Source organism: Pseudomonas sp. SDO5532_S415 (genome assembly GCF_054071155.1).
Window position 1 is genome coordinate 1 of the sequence record NZ_JBSVWS010000031.1, and the last position, 19,521, is coordinate 19,521.

The window sequence follows — 19,521 nt, forward strand, 5'->3', positions numbered from 1 at the left end:
AGTCAACATTGATGTCGACTGACACACCCCCATCGCGGGCAAGCCCGCTCCCACAGGTTTTGCGGAGTTTAGGCCAGCTCAGCCACAACGTTTGCCAATGCTTTTTCAGGATCCGCCGCCTGGCTGATCGGACGGCCGATCACCAGATAGTCGGAACCGGCTTCCAGCGCCTGACGTGGAGTCAGGATGCGACGCTGGTCGTCCTGGGCACTGCCCGCCGGGCGAATCCCCGGGGTCACCAGTTGCAGCGACGGATGCGCCGCTTTCAAGGCCTGGGCTTCCAGGGCCGAGCATACCAGGCCGTCCATCCCGGCTTTTTCCGCCAGGGCAGCCAGGCGCAGTACCTGTTCCTGCGGCTCGATATCCAGACCGATACCCGCCAGATCCTCACGTTCCATGCTGGTAAGCACGGTCACGCCGATCAACAGCGGCTGCGGGCCACTGCGCTTGTCCAGTACTTCACGGCACGCAGCCATCATGCGCAGGCCACCGGAGCAGTGCACGTTGACCATCCACACACCCATTTCCGCGGCAGCCTTGACGGCCATGGCGGTGGTGTTGGGGATGTCGTGGAACTTGAGGTCCAGGAACACTTCGAAACCCTTGTCACGCAGGGTGCCGACGATTTCCGACGCGCAGCTGGTGAACAATTCCTTGCCGACTTTGACCCGGCACAGTTTCGGGTCCAACTGATCGGCCAGCTTCAGTGCGGCGTCACGGGTGGGGAAATCCAGGGCGACGATGATAGGAGTCTGGCAGGCGGACATGAGCGGGCTCTCAGGCAAGTCGAAATCGGCGCGCATTGTAGCGGAACCAGCGCCACTGCGGGACCCGATGATCGGTAAATCGTCGAGAACGCTCAGGCAAGACTAGCCTTTGCGGCAATTGTGTCGAGTTCGGTACATAGCTGACACGCCCACAACACCCTTGCCCGCTACCCTCGCCAGCCGCAACACGTCCTTACAGCACTTTGCGCCTGCGGGCCAGACGCCTATGCTGAAGCCACAACCTCGCCGCCTATCTTTGTGGTTGGCAGCCTATCCGGCAGATGAACACACGCATGCACAACACCCCCACACCTGTGAACGACGATCAAAAAGCGTCCGGCGACGACAAACGCTGGAGCATTCGCGCCCTGATCGTCGACGATGACGTCCCGATCCGCGAATTGATGATCGACTACCTGGCCCGCTTCAGCATCCACGCCAGTGGCGTCACCGATGGCGCGGCCATGCGCCTGGCCATGCAAGCGGAGCATTTCGACGTGGTGGTGCTGGACCTGATGCTGCCCGGTGAAGACGGGCTGTCGCTGTGCCGCTGGCTACGCGCCGAGTCGGACATCCCGATCCTGATGCTCACCGCCCGCTGCGAACCCACCGACCGGATCATCGGCCTGGAACTGGGTGCCGACGATTACATGGCCAAGCCGTTCGAACCCCGGGAATTGGTAGCGCGCATCCAGACCATCCTGCGCCGGGTGCGCGATGACCGCACCGAACAACGGGCGAACATCCGCTTCGACAACTGGCGGCTGAACAGCGTCCTGCGCCAGTTGATCGCAGCAGACGGCCTGGTGGTGCCGCTGTCCAACGCCGAATTCCGCCTGCTCTGGGTGTTCATCGAGCGTCCGCGCCGGGTATTGAGCCGCGAACAACTGCTGGACGCCGCCCGTGGCCGCTCGATCGAAGCCTTTGATCGCAGCATCGACCTGCTCGTGTCACGACTGCGCCAGAAACTCGGCGATGACCCGAAAGCACCGCAATTGATCAAGACCGTGCGCGGTGAAGGCTATCTGTTCGACGCCCGGGACATCGGTTGATGCGCGGGCGCTTCGATACGCTGTTCGGCCGTCTGTTCGGCGTGCTGCTGATCGCGATTATCCTGGCGCACCTGCTGGCTTTTGCCTGGTTTCATCATTACGGCCCACCGCCACCTCCGCCTCGACCACCGCAATTCTCCGAAGGCTTCGACGGCCAACGTCCGCCAGATGACCCGCGCTTCGCCAATCGACCACCCCGGCCGTGGTTCGGTGGACCGCTGGTGCCGCTGACCTTTCAATTTATCTCGCTGATCATTGCAGCCTGGTACGGCGCCAAACTGTTGAGTCGCCCGATCCAGCGGCTCAGCGACGCCGCCGAGCGCCTGAGCGAGGACCTCAACAGTCCGCCACTGGACGAGTCCGGTCCACGGGAAGCGCGGCAAGCGGCACACACCTTCAACAAAATGCAGCGACGCATCATCGAGCAAGTGAAACAACGCTCGCGGATGCTCGGCGCGGTGTCCCACGACCTGCGCACGCCGTTGTCACGGCTCAAGCTGCGGCTGGAGCAGATTGATGACAACAGGCTGCAGGGCCAGATGCGCCAGGATCTGGACGATATGATCAGCATGCTCGACGCGACCCTCACCTACCTGCACGAACAACGCACCAGCGAGGCGCCGCAGTGGATGGACGTGCAGGCGCTGGTGGAGTCCTTGAGCGAAAACGCCCAGGACCAGGGCGCCGATGTCCGGGTCAGCGGCCACTGTGCACCGCTGCAAGTGCAGCCGATGGCGTTACGTTCCTGCGTCAACAACCTGCTGGACAATGCCCTGCGTTATGCCGGGCAGGCGCTGATTACCCTGGAGGATCATCGGGAAGAGCTGTTGATCAGAGTGATCGACCACGGGCCGGGAATCGCGGCCGAGCAGCGCGAAGCGGTGTTTGAACCGTTCTTTCGCCTGGAGGGTTCGCGCAATCGCAACTCCGGCGGTGTCGGGCTGGGCATGACCATCGCCCGCGAGGCGGCGGAACGTCTGGGCGGGCAGTTGAGCCTGGAAGAAACCCCGGGGGGCGGGTTGACCGCCATCATTCGCCTGCCGCGAGTTTGAATGACACCCCGACCCATTGTGGGAGCGAGCCTGCTCGCGAAGACGAAGGCACATTCAACATCAATGCGGCTGACAGACCTCTTCGCGAGCAGGCTCGCTCCCACAGGGTTAGGGGTGAACCGCGAACTCAGCGCTTGCGCAGAATCACGCTACCGATCGAGTAACCGGCGCCGAACGAGCTGAGCACCGCCAGCGAACCCGCCGGCAGATCATCCTGATTTTTGTGGAACGCAATCACGGAACCGGCGGAGCTGGTGTTGGCGTAGGTGTCGAGAATCACCGGGGCTTCCTGCTCGGTGGCGTCGCGGCCCAGCAGTTTCTTGACGATCAGGTGGTTCATGCTCAGGTTGGCCTGGTGCAGCCAGAAGCGCTTCACGTCGCTGACGTTAAGCTGGTTCTCTTCCAGATGCGCACCGATCAGTTCGGCCACCATCGGGCAGACTTCCTTGAACACCTTGCGGCCTTCCTGGACGAACAGTTTGTCCTTGGCGCCGATGCCCTCTTCCGCCGCGCGGTTGAGGAAGCCGAAGTTATTGCGGATGTTGTTGGAGAACTTGGTCAGCAGTTTGGTGCTGACGATGTCGAACTGGTACTTGGAGGTAGCCTGGTCGGCGCGTTCGATGATGACCGCAGTGGCGGCATCGCCGAAGATGAAATGGCTGTCACGGTCGCGAAAGTTCAGGTGACCGGTGCAGACTTCCGGGTTGACCATCAGGATCGCCCGGGCCTGGCCCAGCTGGATGCTGTTGGCGGCGGTCTGGATGCCGAAGGTCGCCGAAGAACAGGCCACGTTCATGTCGAAACCGAAACCCTGGATGCCCAGCGCTTCCTGCACTTCAATGGCAATGGCCGGATAGGCGCGTTGCAGGTTGGAGCAGGCGACGATCACGCCATCGATGTCCGCTGCGGTCTTGCCCGCGCGTTGCAAGGCTTGCTCGGCCGCGCCGATGGCCATCTGGCAAAGCACCGACCATTCGTCGTTGGTACGCTCCGGCAGGCGTGGCGCCATGCGTTGCGGGTCGAGGATGCCGTCCTTGTCCATGACAAAGCGGCTCTTGATGCCAGAGGCTTTTTCGATAAACGCTGCGCTGGACTCGGTCAACGCCTCGACTTCACCGCGCGCGATAGCGTCGGCATTATCGGCGTTGAATTGCGCCACATAGGTATTGAAAGACTGCACCAGCTCTTCGTTGGAGATGCTGTTGGCCGGAGTGTAAAGGCCGGTGCCGCTGATGACGACATTATGCATGGTCGTGTCTCTAATCTGTTCAGGCAGAAAGCATTGGTACCGACGTACCAATACACAAAGGGTCTATTCCCATCCTGGGGACGCAAACCTGGCATCGCTTTATTCCGTCGCGCGACCGGGCGAAGGCTCTAGTCCGCGAAACCGGCGTTTATGGTCGCGAAGTTTGCCATAAACCTTGGGTTTTGGCGCCTTTTGCAAGAACAATGAGTTACCTGTGGGAGCGAGCCTGCTCGCGAAGGGGCCGTCAAATTCAACATCAATGTTGACTGACATACCGCATTCGCGAGCAGGCTCGCTCCCACAGGGTTAAGGGTCAGCTTCAGGGCTCGACCTGGCTCCACTGCTTGCTCAGGCGCTTATCGGAAATCGGCACCTTGGTTCCCAGTTGCTGGGCGAACAGCGAAACCCGGTATTCCTCCAGCCACCAGCGATACAGCTCCAGCTGCGGATCGCGCTTGCCTTCCTGGGCGTGTTTGTTGGCGCGGGTCTGGTATTGGGTCCAGAGATTGGACAATTCGCCACTCCAGACCCGGTCCTTCTGCACCTGGGCACCCAGTTTTTCGAAACGCTGCTCGATGGCCTTGAGGTAACGCGGCAGTTCCTTGAGCCATTGCATCGGTGTTTCACGGACAAACCCCGGATATACCAGTTGGCTGAGCTGCTGCTTGATGTCGTTCAAAGCCACGGCTTGCGCCAGGTCGATCTTGCCCTTGAAGCGTTTTTGCAGGCCGTGCCAGAGCTTGAGGATTTCCAGGGTCAACTTCGCCAAACGTTCGGCATGTTCGGTCCAGGCGCCGCGCTTGCGCTCGGCCAGCGACGCCAGCCCGGCACCATCGCGGGGCAACGGGTCTTCGCCATCGAGAATGCAGCTGTCGAGGCTGGCCAGCAGAATGTCTTCCACCAGCGCGTCGACGCGCCCCATGTCGCGGTACAGCAGGCCCAGTTCGGTCAGGCCCGGTAGCTTGCCACGCAGGAACTTCGCCGGCTCCGCCAGCTGTTGCATCAGCAAGCGTTGCAACGCGCGGCGATGCTGGAATTCGGCTTCGGCCGGCGTCGAGAAACGGCCTTCCTTGACGGTGCCGCCCTCCTCCACCAGCGCCGGGTACACCGTCATCGACAGCCCGGCGATCTTCTGCTGGGTTTTCTCGGCCACGGCGGCGAACACTTTCGGCTCGACCGGTTGCTGGCTTTTCGCGGTTTGCGGCACGGCCAGCGCGGCTTGGCTGGCTTCGGCGAAACGCGCGGTAAGTTCGGCGAGGTCACGGCCTTCACCGAGGAATTTGCCCTGTGCGTCGACGATTTCCAGGTTCATCCGCAGATGGTTTTCCACCTGCTGCGCCGCTTCGGCCCAGGCTTCGTCGCTGACCCGGGCGCCGGTCATGCGCAGCAGTTCGCGACCCAATGCCTGGGGCAACGAACCTTCGGCGAAGTTCATGCGTTGCAAGGCGGCTTTGACGAAGTCCGGTACCGGTACGAAATTCTTGCGCAAGGCCTTGGGCAGGTTGCGCACCAGGGCAATGCACTTGGCCTCGATCACGCCCGGCACCAGCCACTCCAGACGCTCCGGCGGCAGCATCGGCAACAGCGGTGCCGGTACACGCAGGGTCACGCCGTCGCGCGGGTGGTTGGGTTCAAAGTGGTAGCTCAGCGCCAACTCCAGATCACCGATGTGCAGGGTGTCCGGGTAATGCTGGGCGGTGACTTCACTGGCCTCGCGGGCCAGCACGTCTTCTTCGCGCATGATCAGCAGCTGCGGGTCTTTCTGGCTGTTGATCCGGTACCAGCTGTCAAACGTCGCGGTCTGGTGAATTTCCGCCGGCAGCCGCGCGTCGTAGAAAGCGAACAGGGTTTCTTCGTCGGCGAGAATGTCGCGGCGGCGGGCCTTGGCCTCCAGTTCGTCGAGCTGTTCCAGCAGCTGCTTGTTGGCGGTCAGGCATTTGGCTTTCGACTGAATCTCGCCACGCACCAGCGCTTCGCGGATAAACAGTTCACGGGACACCACCGGGTCCACCGGGCCGTAGTGCACTGGCCGGCGACCGACCACGATCAGCCCGAACAGGGTGATCTGCTCGAAGGCCACGACCTGGCCACGCTTCTTCTCCCAATGGGGTTCGAAGTGGTTTTTCTTGATCAGATGCCCGGCCAGCGGCTCGATCCAGTCGGCGTCGATCTTGGCCACCATGCGCGCGTAGAGCTTGGTGGTTTCCACCAGTTCGGCGGTCATCAACCATTGTGGGCGTTTCTTGCCGATCCCCGACGAGGGGTGAATCCAGAAGCGTCGCTGGCGCGCGCCGAGGTAGTCGCCGTCTTCGGTTTTCTGGCCGATCTGGCTGAGCAGGCCCACCAGCACTGCTTTATGCAGCTTCGGATAATCGGCCGGTTCTTTGTTGAGGCTCAACTGCATGTCGCGGCAGATCAGGCTCAACTGGCGGTGGGAATCACGCCACTCGCGCAGGCGCAGGTAATTGAGGAAGTTCTTTCGGCACCAGTTGCGCAGCGGACTCGCGGTCAGCGCCTGGCGTTGCTCCTCGAATCCGCGCCACAGATTGACCAGCCCGGCGAAATCAGAATCGGTGTCTTTCCATTGTGCGTGGGCCTGGTCCGCTGCTTGCTGACGCTCCGGCGGACGTTCGCGCGGGTCCTGGATCGACATGGCGCTGGCGACAATCAGCACTTCCTGCAAACTGCCCAGCTTCGCCGCTTCCAGCAACATGCGGCCCATGCGCGGGTCCACCGGCAGCCGCGCCAGTTGGCGACCGAGCGGGGTCAACTGGCTGTTGCGGTCCACCGCCGAAAGTTCTTGCAGCAGGTTGAAACCGTCGCTGATGGCTTTGCCATCCGGCGGCTCGATAAACGGGAACGCCGTGATCTCGCCGAGGCGCAGGTGCAGCATCTGCAAAATAACGGCTGCAAGGTTGGTCCGCAGAATTTCCGGATCGGTAAATTCCGGGCGCCCGAGGAAATCTTCTTCACTGTACAGGCGCACGCAAATACCCGGCTCGACCCGTCCGCAGCGTCCTTTGCGCTGGTTGGCGCTGGCCTGTGAAATCGCTTCGATGGGCAGGCGCTGGACCTTGGCACGGTAGCTGTAGCGACTGATGCGCGCGGTGCCGCTGTCGATCACATAGCGGATGCCCGGCACGGTCAGCGAGGTTTCCGCGACGTTGGTCGCCAGGACCACGCGACGCCCCGGGTGCGACTGGAAAATCCGCTGCTGCTCGGCCGGCGACAGGCGCGCGTACAACGGCAGGATCTCGGTGTGCTTGAGCTGGGCTTTGCGCAGCATGTCGGCGGCGTCGCGAATCTCGCGCTCGCCGGGCAAAAACACCAGCACGTCACCCGGGCTGCGGCGTTCGCTGCGTTCGTACGCGGCGATTTCATCGAGGGTGGCGAGAATGGCCTGATCCACGGTCAGGTCGTCCTCGACGCGGTTGCCCTCTTCGTCCTGCTCCAGGGTCAGCGGTCGATACCAGGTGTCCACCGGGAAGGTGCGGCCGGAGACTTCGACAATTGGCGCGTCATCGAAATGCTTGGAAAAGCGCTCCAGGTCGATGGTCGCCGAGGTGATGATGACTTTCAGGTCGGGACGACGCGGCAGCAAGGTTTTCAGGTAACCGAGCAGGAAATCGATGTTGAGGCTGCGTTCATGGGCTTCGTCGACGATGATCGTGTCGTAGCGTTCCAAATAGCGGTCGTTCTGGGTTTCCGCCAGCAGGATGCCGTCGGTCATCAGTTTGATCAGCGTGTTGGAATCGCTCTGGTCCTCAAAGCGCACCTGATAACCGACCAGCGCGCCCAGCGGCGTGCCCAGTTCTTCGGCGACCCGGCTGGCGACACTGCGTGCGGCGATCCGCCGTGGCTGGGTATGGCCGATCAAGCCATGCTGGCCGCGACCGATTTCCAGGCAGATCTTCGGTAACTGGGTGGTTTTACCCGAGCCGGTCTCGCCGGCGATGATCAGCACCTGATGCTTTTCCAGCGCCTTCTTGATTTCGTCGCGCTTGGCGGCGATCGGCAGGCTGTCGTCATAACGAATCACCGGCAGGCTGGCCTTGCGCGCCAGCACCTGATCACAGGATGCCTGCATGCGCGCCACCCACTGGGCCAGCTTGGCCTCGTCAGGTTTCTTGCGCAGCTCAAGCAACTGCCGCCGCAGCCGGTGGCGGTCGGCGAGCATGGCGTGATCGAGATTTTTCAGCAGTTTGTCGATGGAGGGCGATTCGTCGGTCATCGGGTACGCAATTCAGTCGTCTAGTGGCGCAAGGTTGCGGATTGTCGCAGATTTGGTTGCGTCACGACGAATGCAACCTGCTTTTGTGGCGAGGGAGCTTGCTCCCGCTCGGCTGCGCAGCAGTCGTAATCCAGCCACTGCAGTGTGTCTGCGAATTATTTTGGGGCCGCTTCGCGACCCAGCGGGAGCAAGCTCCCTCGCCACAAAATCCCCCGCTGTGATCTATTCGTTATCCAGGCCCTTGCGCCGATACGGGAATACATCAATCACCTTCCCCGCCCGAATCGCTTCCTGCAAACCCTTCCAGTAATCGGCGTTGTACAACTCGCCGTGCAGTTGATCGAACAACTTGCGCTGCCCGGAGTCGGCGAACAGGAACGGTGGAAACTCCTCCGGGAACACGTCCAGCGGCCCGATGGAGTACCAGGGCTCGGAGGCCATTTCATCTTCGGGTGTGCGCGGTGCCGGGATGTGACGGAAGTTGGCTTCGGTAAGGAAGCAGATCTCGTCGTAGTCGTAGAACACCACGCGACCGTGACGGGTGACGCCAAAGTTTTTCAGCAGCATGTCCCCGGGAAAAATGTTCGCCGCCGCCAGTTGCTTGATCGCCAGACCGTAATCTTCCAGCGCCTCGCGCACCTGTGCCTCGCTGGCGTTTTCCAGGTACAGGTTCAGCGGTGTCATCCGCCGTTCGGTCCAGCAGTGACGGATCAGCACCGTGTCGCCTTCGACCGATACCGTGGACGGAGCGACTTCCAGCAATTCCTCAAGGCACGCCGGATCAAACTTGCTCAGCGGGAACCGGAAATCGGCGAACTCCTGGGTATCGGCCATGCGCCCGACGCGGTCGACGCTTTTCACCAGGCGGTACTTCTCGATCACCGTGGCGCGGTCGACGTTTTTCGATGGCGAGAAACGGTCCTTGATGATCTTGAATACGGTATTGAACCCCGGCAGGGTGAACACGCTCATCACCATGCCGCGCACGCCCGGGGCCATGATGAACTGGTCGTCGGTGTTGGCCAGGTGATTGATCAGCGCCCGGTAAAACTCGGACTTGCCGTGTTTATAGAAACCGATCGAGGTGTACAGCTCGGCGATGTGTTTGCCCGGCAGGATGCGCTTGAGAAAGCCGATGAACTCCGCCGGCACCGGCACATCCACCATGAAATACGAACGAGTGAACGAGAAGATGATCGACACATCGGCTTCGTCGGTGATCAGCGCATCGATCTGGATGCCGCGCCCCTCAAGGTGCAGCAGCGGAATCGCCAGCGGCCATTGCTCATCGGCGGTGTAGATGCGTCCCACCAGGTACGCGCCCTTGTTGCGGTAGAGCACCGAGGAAAACAGCTCGACACTCAGCTCCGGGTCCTTGCACACCCAGTCCGGCAGGTTTTCGCGCAGTTGCGCTTCAAGACGACGCAGGTCGCCTGGCAGGTCGGCGTATTCCTCGCTGAAGCGGTAATCGGCAAAGATGCTCGCCAGCATGCCCGACAACTGGCCCTGGGGTTTATAGGTACGGGTTTGCGCGGCCCGCGCCCGACGCAGGCTCGGCCGGGTGGTGTGGATGAACATGCAGCCGTCGCTGATCAAGTCATGGCTGAACAGCCCGCAGAAAATCGAGTTGTACCAGGTCTCCGACAGCTCATCGTCGAAGCGCAGGTCGATCAGGCTGATGTAGGCGCTTTTGACCAGCGGCCAGCAGCTGACGTCCAGCGTGTCGGTGTCGAAAGCGATGCGCAGCTGGTCGACCGTTTCGCTGACTTTCTCTTCGTAGAGGTTGATCCGCGCCGCCGAGGCGACTTGTGTCTCCTGCCACTGGGCCTGCTCGAAGCGCGCGCGGGCACCGTCGGTGATCTGCCGGAAGTGCTCGCGGTAATCGTCGAAGCCATCGAGGATCAAGCGGGCGATGTCGGCGGCTGGCCAATGCTGCGGCATGGTGAGACCTCTGCGGGAATTCGGGAGTCCTGAGCTTAGCCAGTGATGCGGGTGCAGGAGAAGTGTAATTTTCCAGCGCGAATTGAATGCCTGTTTTCCGGTTGCCAGACGCAAGGCGCTCGGCAACACTCTCGTCCCGATCAAGCAAGGAGAGCACCGTGAACCCCGTCGATCTATTCCGATTACTGTCGCTGGCGGCCATTTGGGGTGCGAGTTTTCTATTCATGCGCATCATCGCCCCGGTGATTGGCACGATTCCCACCGCATTTTTCCGCGTATCGATCGCCGCCGTCGGGCTGCTGGTGATTCTCGGGCTGATGCGTATCAGCTGGGATTTCAAGGGCAAGCTGAAAACAGTGATGCTACTCGGGGTGATCAACTCCGGCATTCCCGCGACCCTGTATTCGGTGGCCGCGCAGGTGCTGCCGGCCGGTTACTCGGCGATTTTCAACGCCACCACGCCATTGATGGGCGTGCTGATCGGCGGCCTGTTCTTCCATGAGCGGCTCACCGGCGCCAAGCTCGGCGGCGTGTTTTTGGGGTTGTTCGGCGTTGGCGTCCTGACACGCGCCGGCCCCGTGGCGTTCGACATGGAATTGCTGCTGGGCGCCATCGCCTGCCTGCTCGCCACCACCTGCTACGGCTTCGCCGGCTTCCTCGCCCGCCGTTGGCTCGATCAGGCCGGAGGGCTCGACAGTCGTCTATCGGCGCTGGGCAGCATGCTGGGGGCGACCCTGTTCGTATTGCCGCTGTTCGGCTACAGCGTAATCAGCCAACCACCGGTCAGCTGGGGTGGCTGGAACGTCTGGTTGTCGTTGTTGGGGTTGGGACTGGGATGCACGGCGTTTGCGTACATCATTTACTTCCGCTTGTTGAGTTCGGTCGGCCCGGTGAAGTCGATGACCACGACTTTCCTGATCCCGCCGTTCGGGGTGTTGTGGGGGGCGTTGTTTCTGGATGAGCCGCTGTCGATGGCGCATATCTATGGCGGGGTGTTGATTGGGGCGGCGTTGTGGTTGGTGTTGAAGCCGGCGGTGAAGAAATCTGTTGAGGTGACTACCAGATAGCTCTGCGGTGCCACTGATGTCGCCTTCGCGAGCAGGCTCGCTCCCACACTGGATCGCCTTGAACACATTTTCTGTGTGAACACCGAGGTCAACTGTGGGAGCGAGCCTGCTCGCGAAAGCGGCAGGCCTGACACCACAATTCACAAAGCCAGATCACTGACCTCCCCATCCACCAACCGCCGAATCCCCAGCGGATTACCGTTCTGCAACGCCTCAGGCAACAACGCATCCGGATAATTCTGGAAGCACACCGGCCGCAGGAAGCGGTCGATGGCCAGGGTGCCGACCGATGTTCCTCGCGAGTCCGAGGTCGCCGGGTACGGCCCGCCATGCACCATCGCCTCGCACACCTCGACCCCGGTCGGATAACCGTTGAGCAGAATCCGCCCGACCTTCTCTTGCAGCAACTCCGCCAGCCAGCGGTACTCCAGCAATTCGTCCGCCTCGCCGATCAGCGTCGCCGTCAGTTGCCCGCGCAGGCCGTGCAGCGCTGCGGCCAGCTGTGCGCGGTCCTCGACTTCGATGACGATAGTGGTCGGCCCGAAGACTTCTTCCTGAAGCAATTCATCACCCTTGAGCAGCAGGCTGACGTCCGCCTTGAACACCTGTGGTTGCGCCTGATTGCCCTGTTGTGGCTCGCCCGCCAGGTGCGTCACTCCCGGGTGTTCGTGCAGTTCGCCCAGGCCTCGGCTATAGCTGGCCAGTGCGCCGGCATTGAGCATGGTTTGCGCCGGTTGCTGGTTCATGCTGGCGCAAAAGGTTTGCAGAAAAGTGCTGAACTGCGGCGAGCGCAGGCCGATGACCAAACCGGGGTTGGTGCAGAACTGACCGCAACCCAGCGTTGCCGAACCGGCCAGTTGCGCAGCGATCTGCTCGCCGCGTACCGCCAGCGCTTCGGGCAGCAGGAATACCGGGTTGATGCTCGACATCTCCGCGAACACTGGAATCGGCTGAGGACGGGTCGCCGCCATGTGGCTCAGGGCGTTGCCGCCCTTGAGCGATCCAGTGAAGCCCACGGCCTGAATCGCCGGATGCTTGACCAGCCACTCACCGACGCCAGCCCCATAGATCATGTTGAATACGCCGGCCGGCATCTCGGTGCGTTCAGCGGCGCGGATGATCGCGTCCGCCACCCATTCGGCCGTTGCCATGTGCCCGCTGTGGGCCTTGAACACCACCGGGCAACCGGCGGCCAGCGCCGAGGCGGTATCGCCACCGGCGGTGGAAAATGCCAGCGGAAAGTTGCTGGCGCCGAACACCGCCACCGGCCCCAGTGCGATACGGTACTGACGCAGGTCCGGGCGTGGCAACGGTTGGCGATCAGGCAATGCGCGGTCGATCCGCGCACCGTAGAAATCCCCGCGACGCAGCACCTTGGCGAACAGGCGCAACTGGCCACTGGTGCGGCCGCGCTCACCTTGAATGCGCCCGGCCGGCAACGCGGTTTCGCGGCACACGGTGGCGACGAACTCATCACCCAGTGCATCGATTTCGTCGGCGATGGCGTCGAGGAACGTCGCGCGTTTTTGCGCGCTGAGGTTGCGGTAGATCGGGTACGCCGCGGCGGCGGCTTTGGCGGCGGCATCCACTTCAGCTTCGCTGGCCTGAAAGAAACGGGCTGCCAAGGGTTCACCGGTGGTAGCGTCAAGACTTTGCAGTTGCAAGGTGCCGTTGGCGCTACGACGCCCGCCGATGTAGTTGTGTCCAGATAACGTGGTCATGAGTGGTTCCTTGATCGTCTGGCTAGCTGGGACCTTGTAGGAGCGAACATGCTCGCGATGATCGCTAACGATGGCTCGTGTCTGTTGGTTAAACGCGGCGCTCTCAAGTCCATCGCGAGCATGCTCGCTCCTACAGGGCACGCACCTGACCGATTGGCAACGGTTGGGCACTTTCACCGATACCGTTTTCCAGCGGCGCACCAAACTCCTCGAGGCTGATCTGGAAACGATCACCGGGCCGGGTTTTCACGCCATCGGCAAACGACAGCGTGGCGGTGCCGAAGTAATGCACATGAACATCGCCGGGGCGCAGAAACTGTGCGTACTTGAAGTGATGGAATTCCAGGTTGGCGAGGCTGTGGCACATGTTGTCTTCGCCGCTGAGAAACTCCTTCTCCCAGAGTGTTTCGCCATTGCGGGTGATGCGGCTGGTGCCGGCCAGATGCCGAGGCAGTTCACCGACGCGCAGCTCCGGGCCATAGGCGCAAAAGCGCAGTTTCGAATGGGCGAGGTACAGGTAGTTGCGCCGCTCCATTACATGGTCGGAAAACTCGTTGCCCAGGGCATAACCGAGGCGATACGGCTGGCTGTCGTCGCCGATCACGTAAAGCCCGGTCAGCTCCGGTTCTTCGCCGGCATCCTCGGCAAACGGCGGCACAGGGAAATCCGCACCGGGACGCACGACGATGCTGCCGTCGCCCTTGTAGAACCACTCCGGTTGCGCGCCGACCTGCCCGTGCGCCGGCTTTCCGCCCTCCAGGCCCCATTTGAACATGCGCATGGTGTCGGTCATGCCGGCTTCCACCGCGCCGTCCTGCTGGTGCATCTTGTCCCGGGCCGAGGCGCTGCCCAGGTGCGTCAGGCCGGTGCCGCTGATCAGGCAATGGGCCGGGTCTTCATGGTCCAGGGGTGGCAGGATCCGGCCCTGCTGCTGCAGTTGCACATAGTCAGGGCCAGGCTCGGCGCCACGCAGGGCGACTTCTTCCTGCAGGCTGCGTTTGCTGCGGATCGCCGCCAGTGCCAGTTCACGGGTACTTTGGGTGCTTTTAAGCACCTGAACCTGTGAGCCTTCGACGACGCCAACCTGGCGTTCACCAGCGGTGTTTTCAAATTGAATCAGGCGCATGACGGCCCTCCGAAAAGTTGTGGTTTGTGGCGAGGGGATTTATCCCCGTTCGGCGGCGCAGCCGTCGTAGTGCCTGACAACTGGGCGTGCCTGAAAGAATGCAGGGGCCGCTTCGCAGCCCAAACGGGGATAAATCCCCTCGCCACAGGGTCACTCGATGATGTTGAAGTCGCTCAGGTACTCATCGGAGATTTCCAGGCCCAGGCCCGGCTTGTTGTCGTCCAGCTGGATGTAGCCGTTGACCGGTTGCGGTTCGCCCTTGAACACGTAGTAAAAGAGTTCGTTGCCGACTTCGACGTCGAACACCGGGAAGAACTCGGCCATCGGCGAGGCGGTGGTGGACATGGTCAGGTGGTAGTTGTGCATCTGCCCGGCGTGGGGAATCACCGGCACCGACCAGGCTTCGGCCATGGCGTTGATCTTGCGCGCGGCAGTGATGCCACCGACGCGGTTGGTGTCGTACTGGATGACGTCGACGGCGCGGCGTTCCAGCAGGTCCTTGAAGCCGTAGGACGTGAATTCGTGCTCACCGCCGGAGATCGGCATGATCCCCATTTTTTTCAGCTCGATGTAACCCTCGATGTCATCGGCGATCACCGGTTCTTCGAGCCAGCGCGGTTCGAACTCGGCGAGTTTTGGCAACATGCGCCGCGCATATTCCAGGGTCCAGCCCATGTAGCACTCGAGCATGATGTCGACGTCGGGACCGGCCAGTTCACGCAGGGCGCGCACTTGTTCGATGTTGCGACGCATGCCCGCCGGGCCGTCTTTCGGACCGTAGCCGAAGCGCATTTTCAGCGCGGTGAAACCCTGGCTCAGATAACCCTGGGCTTCTTCAAGAAACAGGTCGAGGTTGTCATTGGCGTAGAGCTTGGAAGCGTAGGTCCAGATCTTTTCCTTGGTGCGTCCGCCCAGCAGCTTGAACACCGGCTTGTTCACTGCTTTGCCCATGATGTCCCAGATCGCGATGTCGATGGCCGAGATCGCCGCCATGCCGATGCCTTTGCGACCCCAGGCGTGGCTCTGGCGGTACATTTTCTGCCAGATGTATTCGTTGTCGAACGGGTCTTCGCCAATGGCGATCGGTGCCAGATACGTGTCGATGATTTCCTTGGCCACACGCGGCGCCAGCGCGCAGTTACCGATGCCGACAAGACCGGTGTCGGTCTCCACTTCAACCACCAGCCAACCGTGAAAACGGAAGGAGCCCATGGCGTCGCCGCGCTCGAACAAAATGTCACTGGCGTTGGTGCAGAAGTGCGCTTGAGGTGGGACGACTTTACCTTTCCACTCGAAAACGCGGGTACGGATTGCTTTGATTTTCATGGATACAGATTCCTTGCGCTGCTGGCTTCTTGTAGTTGTTGGGGATTTGATGGAGCGACTTTAGCCAGCGCTCGGGAGTGGCGGATAATCACTTATGCGTATCCGCCGATAACCTGGGGTGATACCAAAAAACGGTTATTGGGTAGATCGAGTTATCGGCCACACACAAACAACTGTGGGAGCGGGCTTGCTCGCGAAAGCGGCGAGACAGTCACTTCAATAGTGTCTGTCAGGCCGCCTTCGCGAGCAGGCTCGCTCCCACAGGGGTACTGCATTCGATCAGTCGCCGTTGCGCCCCATCCGGCAAGCGATCTCGAATGCCTGGCGCGTCGCGCCGACGTTGGCCTTGCCCTGCCCCGCGATGTCGAACGCGGTGCCGTGGGCCGGGGTGGTAATGGGGATCGGCAGGCCGCCCTGCACGGTCACACCGCGGGAGAAGCCCATCAACTTGATCGCGATCTGGCCCTGGTCGTGGTACATCGTGACCACCGCATCGAAGGCGCTGATATCACCCTGGACCTTGAGGAAAATAGTGTCCCCCGGATACGGCCCCTCCGCCGCGATACCCAACGCCTGGGCCGAGCGCACCGCCGGGCCGATGATGTCCAATTCTTCGCGGCCGAACGAACCATTGTCGCCGTTGTGCGGGTTCAGGCCGCAGACACCGATGCGCGGTCTTTCCAAACCGTTGCGCTTGAGTGCGGTGTCGATCAGTTGAATCGCTTCCACCACGCGCTTTTCATTCAGCAGCCCCGAAACATCGGCCAGCGCGACATGGGACGTCACCCGTGAAGTCCAGAGGTTGTCGAGCACGTTGAACTCGCAGAATGGCCCGTGGAAATCCAGCAGCTCGGCGAACCAGTGCAACTCGTCGCTGTGGGCCATGCCGGCCATGTGCAGCGAGGTTTTGTTCAGTGGCCCGAACAGCACCGCATCGGTGATCCCGGCCTCGGTCAGGCGCAAGGCTTTTTCCAGCGTGTCGAGGCTGTAGCGACCGCCGATCACGCTGGCTTGGCAGCGCGGGAATTCACCGATCGTATCGCCACGAAAATCATAGAACAGCGGCGTGTCGTCGACGAACGACAGCTGCTCCAGCGACTCCACGCGGCGATAGGGAAACTCTGTCCCGGCGATACGCATGCCACGACGCATTTCCGCCTCGTCGGCAATCAGGATGACATGGGCCTGGCTGCGCACTTCAGGCTCGCCGAGCAAGCGTGCGATCAGTTCCGGGCCAATGCCCGCCGGGTCACCCAGGACCATGGCGATGGTGGTTTTTTTCATGCTTCACTCCTCAAGGGTTCAGGCCACGCCCGGTCGATGGCGCAAGGTTCGCAGCGATAAACCCGCTGCGCGTTGCTGTAGAACAGTCGCTCCTGATCGGCCAGTGGCAGATCGGCAACGATGGATTTGAAACCGCTGTAAATGTCGTCGAACGAGCCGCACAGGCTGTCCACGGGAAAATTGCTGGCGAACATGGCTCGTCGGGTACCGAACATCGCGATGATCTCGCGCACGATCCAGGCGTTGTCGATGGCGCGCCATGCCCTGCCCGCCTGGCCAAGGCCGGAAATCTTCACCTGCACGTTCGGCCACTCAGCCAGCCGCGCCATCGCAACCCGCCATCCCGCCAGGCCTTCGGCGCTGCGGTCGTTGGGTAATCCGGCGTGGTTGAGAATCAGGGTGATGCCGGGAAAGTCCCGGGCCAACCGTTCAGCTTCGGGCAGGTTCCACCACGGAGTCTGCAAATCGAAATGCAGCCCCAGTCCTTCCAGCGCGGCGTAACTGCGCCGCCAGCGCTCGTCACTCATCAGGCTTCGCACACGACCGAACTGCTCGGGTGACGTCGCGCCGCCGGGTTTGTGCCGCACGCTGCGCACACACTTGTAACTGGCCTGTTCGGTCAGCACCGCGATGGCGTCCGGATGATCCAGCCAGGCTTGGGCGACGATCGCATTCGGCACGCCGTAGCGGGCGGCCAGTTGCTCGATGAAACGGGTTTCGCCAATCGGGTCTTGCGGGTTCCATTCGGTCTCGACGTACACCGTTTGCACTACCCGGTGTTCACCGGCGTCGGCAAAGTAATCCTCGGGAAAATAGCGACGCTTGATCGCGCTGTAGTCGCCATAGCGAAACGGGATGTTCGCCTGCGGCGCGAGCCATGGGTGATCGTTGATGGTGGGGTCCCAGAAGTGATGATGGGCGTCGATGATCGGGCCCTTCCATGCTGTGTCGGGCCAGCGCTTATCCATGACGTACCTCGTCGAGACTGATGAACAACGTGGCGAAGACAAACACCGCCGAACACGCCGCAAAGAACCCGAGCACCGGGGCAAATCCGCCGGTCATTTGTAGAATCACGCCCACCAGAATCGGCACCGCGATACCACCCGTACTGCCGGCCATGTTCATCACACCGCCGATCAGACCAACCCGCGCCGGAGCGGCCAGCAACGCCGGGAAGCTCCAGTAGAGACTGCCCCACATCAGGAAAAAAGCGGTCATGGCCAACAACGCCACAGCGGCAAAAGGGTTGCTCAAGGTCGGCAACAGCAGGAACGCGCCGAGGGCCACCAGGCCGGAGAACGCCAGCAGGCTCTTGACTGCCACCCCGCGACTGACGCCTCGGCGGATCAAGCCATCGCACAAAAAACCACCGGTCAACGAACCCAACGCGCCGCAGACGAAAATCACGAAGGTTGCCGCACCGATGCCCTTGATATCAAAACCTCGGGCCTGGGACAGATAACTCGGTCCCCAGGTCAGCAAACCGAAGTACACCATGGCCCAACTGGCCCGGCCGATCAGCAAACCGCTCAGGGAACGGGCGGCGATGCCCAAACCTTTTACCGGCACACGGGCGGCTTCGGCAGCCGCAGTGGCGCGTCCGGCGTTGATCTTCTCCAGTTCCTGGACATTGACCTGCGGGTGGCTGGCCGGGTCATCGCGCAGATAACGCCGCGCCAGCCAGGCCAGTACCAATGTCGCGACACCAGCGATCACGAACGCCAGACGCCAGGAATCCAGCGAAGCAATCAAGTAGGCGATGATCAGCCCGCCGAGGGCCACACCGAGGGGACTGCCGCTGTCCATCAGTACCGCGCCGCGGCTACGTTCGCCGGGCGCCAGCCAGAGGGAAATCAGCTTGCCGCCGGACGGAAACAACGGCGCTTCCGAAGCCCCCAGCGCCACTCGGGCGAACAGCAAAGACAAACCACCGGTAGCAAACGCCGCCAACACCTGGAACGTGCCCCACAGCCCGGTGGACCAACTGATGACCCGATGCGGTCCGAAACGATCGATCAGCCAGCCGCCAGGTATCTGCAACAGGGCATAGGCCCAGAAAAAGCTGCTGAGGATCAGGCCCTGGGTGCTGGGTGACAGGGAAAATTCGTGGGCGATGGTCGGCATCGCGATGGACAGCGAGACCCGATCGATCAGGTTGACCATGGTCAGCGCGAAGATGATCGCGAAGATCCGCCAGCGCACATTGCTGGCCTTGACGGTGGAGGCCTGCGGTGTTGCCGCCGCTGCGGGCGAAGCATCGGCGCCGGGCAGCTGCAGGGAAGCACTGGGGCGAGCCATGGTGCGTACCTCTTTATTATTTTTGTAGGGAACAACCTTATTGCCGTCTGTGGGAGCGAGCCTGCTCGCGAAGAATTCAAAAGCGCCGCGGTCGGTCAGTTAACAAGCGTTTTCGTTAACGACCATCGCGAGCAGGCTCGCTCCCACAGACGGCGTTGGTGAGCACTATCGAAGGCTCAGCGATAACCGTCTAATCAAAACTTGAAATATGGCGATAGCCTCGAGTTATGGCATACCAGACTTTCAATGAGCTTTCAGGGGACAGGTACTGTTTCGACTTGTTGCAAATTCCGCTCTAGTCCGAAGCTTTGCGCCAGTGCCGTGGCTTTTGCTTTGGCGAGCTATAACCCCAGGCTATCGGTGTATGTATTGTTTTGACTAGACGCGACGACGCAGCCTTCCCA

The 19,521-nt window shown here is 61.6% G+C and carries 13 protein-coding genes; 3 read left to right on the forward strand and 10 right to left on the reverse strand.

The genetic code is table 11. The annotated features are described in order from the left end of the window. Positions 1 to 68: 68 nt before the first annotated feature. Positions 69 to 767, reverse strand: a complete 699-nt coding sequence (gene pyrF / locus ACW9HW_RS10655; protein WP_457399775.1) for an orotidine-5'-phosphate decarboxylase — start codon at positions 765 to 767, stop codon at positions 69 to 71. A gap of 293 nt (positions 768 to 1,060) precedes the next feature. On the opposite strand from pyrF, the gene ACW9HW_RS10660 reads away from it, so the two are divergent. Both ACW9HW_RS10660 and ACW9HW_RS10665 read left to right on the forward strand, forming a co-directional pair. Then, positions 1,061 to 1,819 (forward strand): response regulator, encoded by a 759-nt coding sequence (locus ACW9HW_RS10660; RefSeq protein WP_095195537.1) that lies wholly within the window; start codon positions 1,061 to 1,063, stop codon positions 1,817 to 1,819. After that, positions 1,819 to 2,871, forward strand: coding sequence for a sensor histidine kinase (locus ACW9HW_RS10665; RefSeq protein ID WP_457399777.1), 1,053 nt, complete (start codon positions 1,819 to 1,821; stop codon positions 2,869 to 2,871). Before ACW9HW_RS10660 ends, ACW9HW_RS10665 begins: the two co-directional genes overlap by 1 nt. Before the next feature lie 127 nt (positions 2,872 to 2,998). Here the strand turns inward: ACW9HW_RS10665 and ACW9HW_RS10670 are convergent, their stop codons facing one another. The 3 genes from ACW9HW_RS10670 to aceK all read right to left on the reverse strand — a co-directional run bounded on the left by ACW9HW_RS10670 (position 2,999) and on the right by aceK (position 10,292). Beyond that, positions 2,999 to 4,120 (reverse strand): beta-ketoacyl-ACP synthase III, encoded by a 1,122-nt coding sequence (locus ACW9HW_RS10670; protein ID WP_095195535.1) that lies wholly within the window; start codon positions 4,118 to 4,120, stop codon positions 2,999 to 3,001. A gap of 319 nt (positions 4,121 to 4,439) precedes the next feature. Next, positions 4,440 to 8,351 carry an ATP-dependent RNA helicase HrpA gene (gene hrpA, locus ACW9HW_RS10675; protein WP_457399778.1) on the reverse strand — a complete coding sequence of 1,304 codons (3,912 nt, stop codon included), beginning with the start codon at positions 8,349 to 8,351 and terminating at the stop codon, positions 4,440 to 4,442. A gap of 222 nt (positions 8,352 to 8,573) precedes the next feature. Continuing rightward, positions 8,574 to 10,292, reverse strand: coding sequence for a bifunctional isocitrate dehydrogenase kinase/phosphatase (gene aceK, locus ACW9HW_RS10680; RefSeq protein WP_457399779.1), 1,719 nt, complete (start codon positions 10,290 to 10,292; stop codon positions 8,574 to 8,576). A gap of 158 nt (positions 10,293 to 10,450) precedes the next feature. On the opposite strand from aceK, the gene ACW9HW_RS10685 reads away from it, so the two are divergent. Continuing rightward, on the forward strand, positions 10,451 to 11,359 hold the full coding sequence (locus ACW9HW_RS10685; protein ID WP_095195532.1) for a DMT family transporter: 909 nt from the start codon (positions 10,451 to 10,453) through the stop codon (positions 11,357 to 11,359). Positions 11,360 to 11,499: 140 nt separating this feature from the next. Here the strand turns inward: ACW9HW_RS10685 and ACW9HW_RS10690 are convergent, their stop codons facing one another. From ACW9HW_RS10690 to ACW9HW_RS10715, 6 genes are all read right to left on the reverse strand, one after another. Beyond that, on the reverse strand, positions 11,500 to 13,080 hold the full coding sequence (locus tag ACW9HW_RS10690; RefSeq protein ID WP_457399782.1) for an aldehyde dehydrogenase (NADP(+)): 1,581 nt from the start codon (positions 13,078 to 13,080) through the stop codon (positions 11,500 to 11,502). Positions 13,081 to 13,210: 130 nt separating this feature from the next. Beyond that, positions 13,211 to 14,206 carry an AraD1 family protein gene (araD1, locus tag ACW9HW_RS10695; protein WP_457399783.1) on the reverse strand — a complete coding sequence of 332 codons (996 nt, stop codon included), beginning with the start codon at positions 14,204 to 14,206 and terminating at the stop codon, positions 13,211 to 13,213. 150 nt (positions 14,207 to 14,356) lie between these two features. Next, positions 14,357 to 15,532, reverse strand: coding sequence for an L-rhamnonate dehydratase (locus ACW9HW_RS10700; protein WP_015096352.1), 1,176 nt, complete (start codon positions 15,530 to 15,532; stop codon positions 14,357 to 14,359). 279 nt (positions 15,533 to 15,811) lie between these two features. Continuing rightward, on the reverse strand, positions 15,812 to 16,816 hold the full coding sequence (locus tag ACW9HW_RS10705) for a 4-hydroxythreonine-4-phosphate dehydrogenase PdxA (protein ID WP_095195529.1): 1,005 nt from the start codon (positions 16,814 to 16,816) through the stop codon (positions 15,812 to 15,814). Beyond that, complete coding sequence (locus ACW9HW_RS10710) at positions 16,813 to 17,784, reverse strand: amidohydrolase family protein (RefSeq protein WP_457399785.1); 972 nt, start codon at positions 17,782 to 17,784, stop codon at positions 16,813 to 16,815. Before ACW9HW_RS10710 ends, ACW9HW_RS10705 begins: the two co-directional genes overlap by 4 nt. Beyond that, positions 17,777 to 19,117 (reverse strand): MFS transporter, encoded by a 1,341-nt coding sequence (locus ACW9HW_RS10715; protein ID WP_457399787.1) that lies wholly within the window; start codon positions 19,115 to 19,117, stop codon positions 17,777 to 17,779. The genes ACW9HW_RS10710 and ACW9HW_RS10715 overlap by 8 nt, the downstream gene beginning before the upstream one ends. Positions 19,118 to 19,521 lie beyond the last annotated feature (404 nt).

Excerpts from the sequence above, each read along its gene's own strand:
- pyrF (WP_457399775.1), bottom strand. The coding sequence starts at position 767 with ATGTCCGCCTGCCAGACTCCTATCATCGTCGCCCTGGATTTCCCCACC.
- ACW9HW_RS10715 (WP_457399787.1), bottom strand. The coding sequence starts at position 19,117 with ATGGCTCGCCCCAGTGCTTCCCTGCAGCTGCCCGGCGCCGATGCTTCG.
- ACW9HW_RS10700 (WP_015096352.1), bottom strand. The coding sequence starts at position 15,532 with ATGAAAATCAAAGCAATCCGTACCCGCGTTTTCGAGTGGAAAGGTAAA.
- araD1 (WP_457399783.1), bottom strand. The coding sequence starts at position 14,206 with ATGCGCCTGATTCAATTTGAAAACACCGCTGGTGAACGCCAGGTTGGC.
- ACW9HW_RS10690 (WP_457399782.1), bottom strand. The coding sequence starts at position 13,080 with ATGACCACGTTATCTGGACACAACTACATCGGCGGGCGTCGTAGCGCC.
- ACW9HW_RS10670 (WP_095195535.1), bottom strand. The coding sequence starts at position 4,120 with ATGCATAATGTCGTCATCAGCGGCACCGGCCTTTACACTCCGGCCAAC.
- ACW9HW_RS10660 (WP_095195537.1), top strand. The coding sequence starts at position 1,061 with ATGCACAACACCCCCACACCTGTGAACGACGATCAAAAAGCGTCCGGC.
- ACW9HW_RS10710 (WP_457399785.1), bottom strand. The coding sequence starts at position 17,784 with ATGGATAAGCGCTGGCCCGACACAGCATGGAAGGGCCCGATCATCGAC.
- hrpA (WP_457399778.1), bottom strand. The coding sequence starts at position 8,351 with ATGACCGACGAATCGCCCTCCATCGACAAACTGCTGAAAAATCTCGAT.
- aceK (WP_457399779.1), bottom strand. The coding sequence starts at position 10,292 with ATGCCGCAGCATTGGCCAGCCGCCGACATCGCCCGCTTGATCCTCGAT.
- ACW9HW_RS10705 (WP_095195529.1), bottom strand. The coding sequence starts at position 16,816 with ATGAAAAAAACCACCATCGCCATGGTCCTGGGTGACCCGGCGGGCATT.
- ACW9HW_RS10665 (WP_457399777.1), top strand. The coding sequence starts at position 1,819 with ATGCGCGGGCGCTTCGATACGCTGTTCGGCCGTCTGTTCGGCGTGCTG.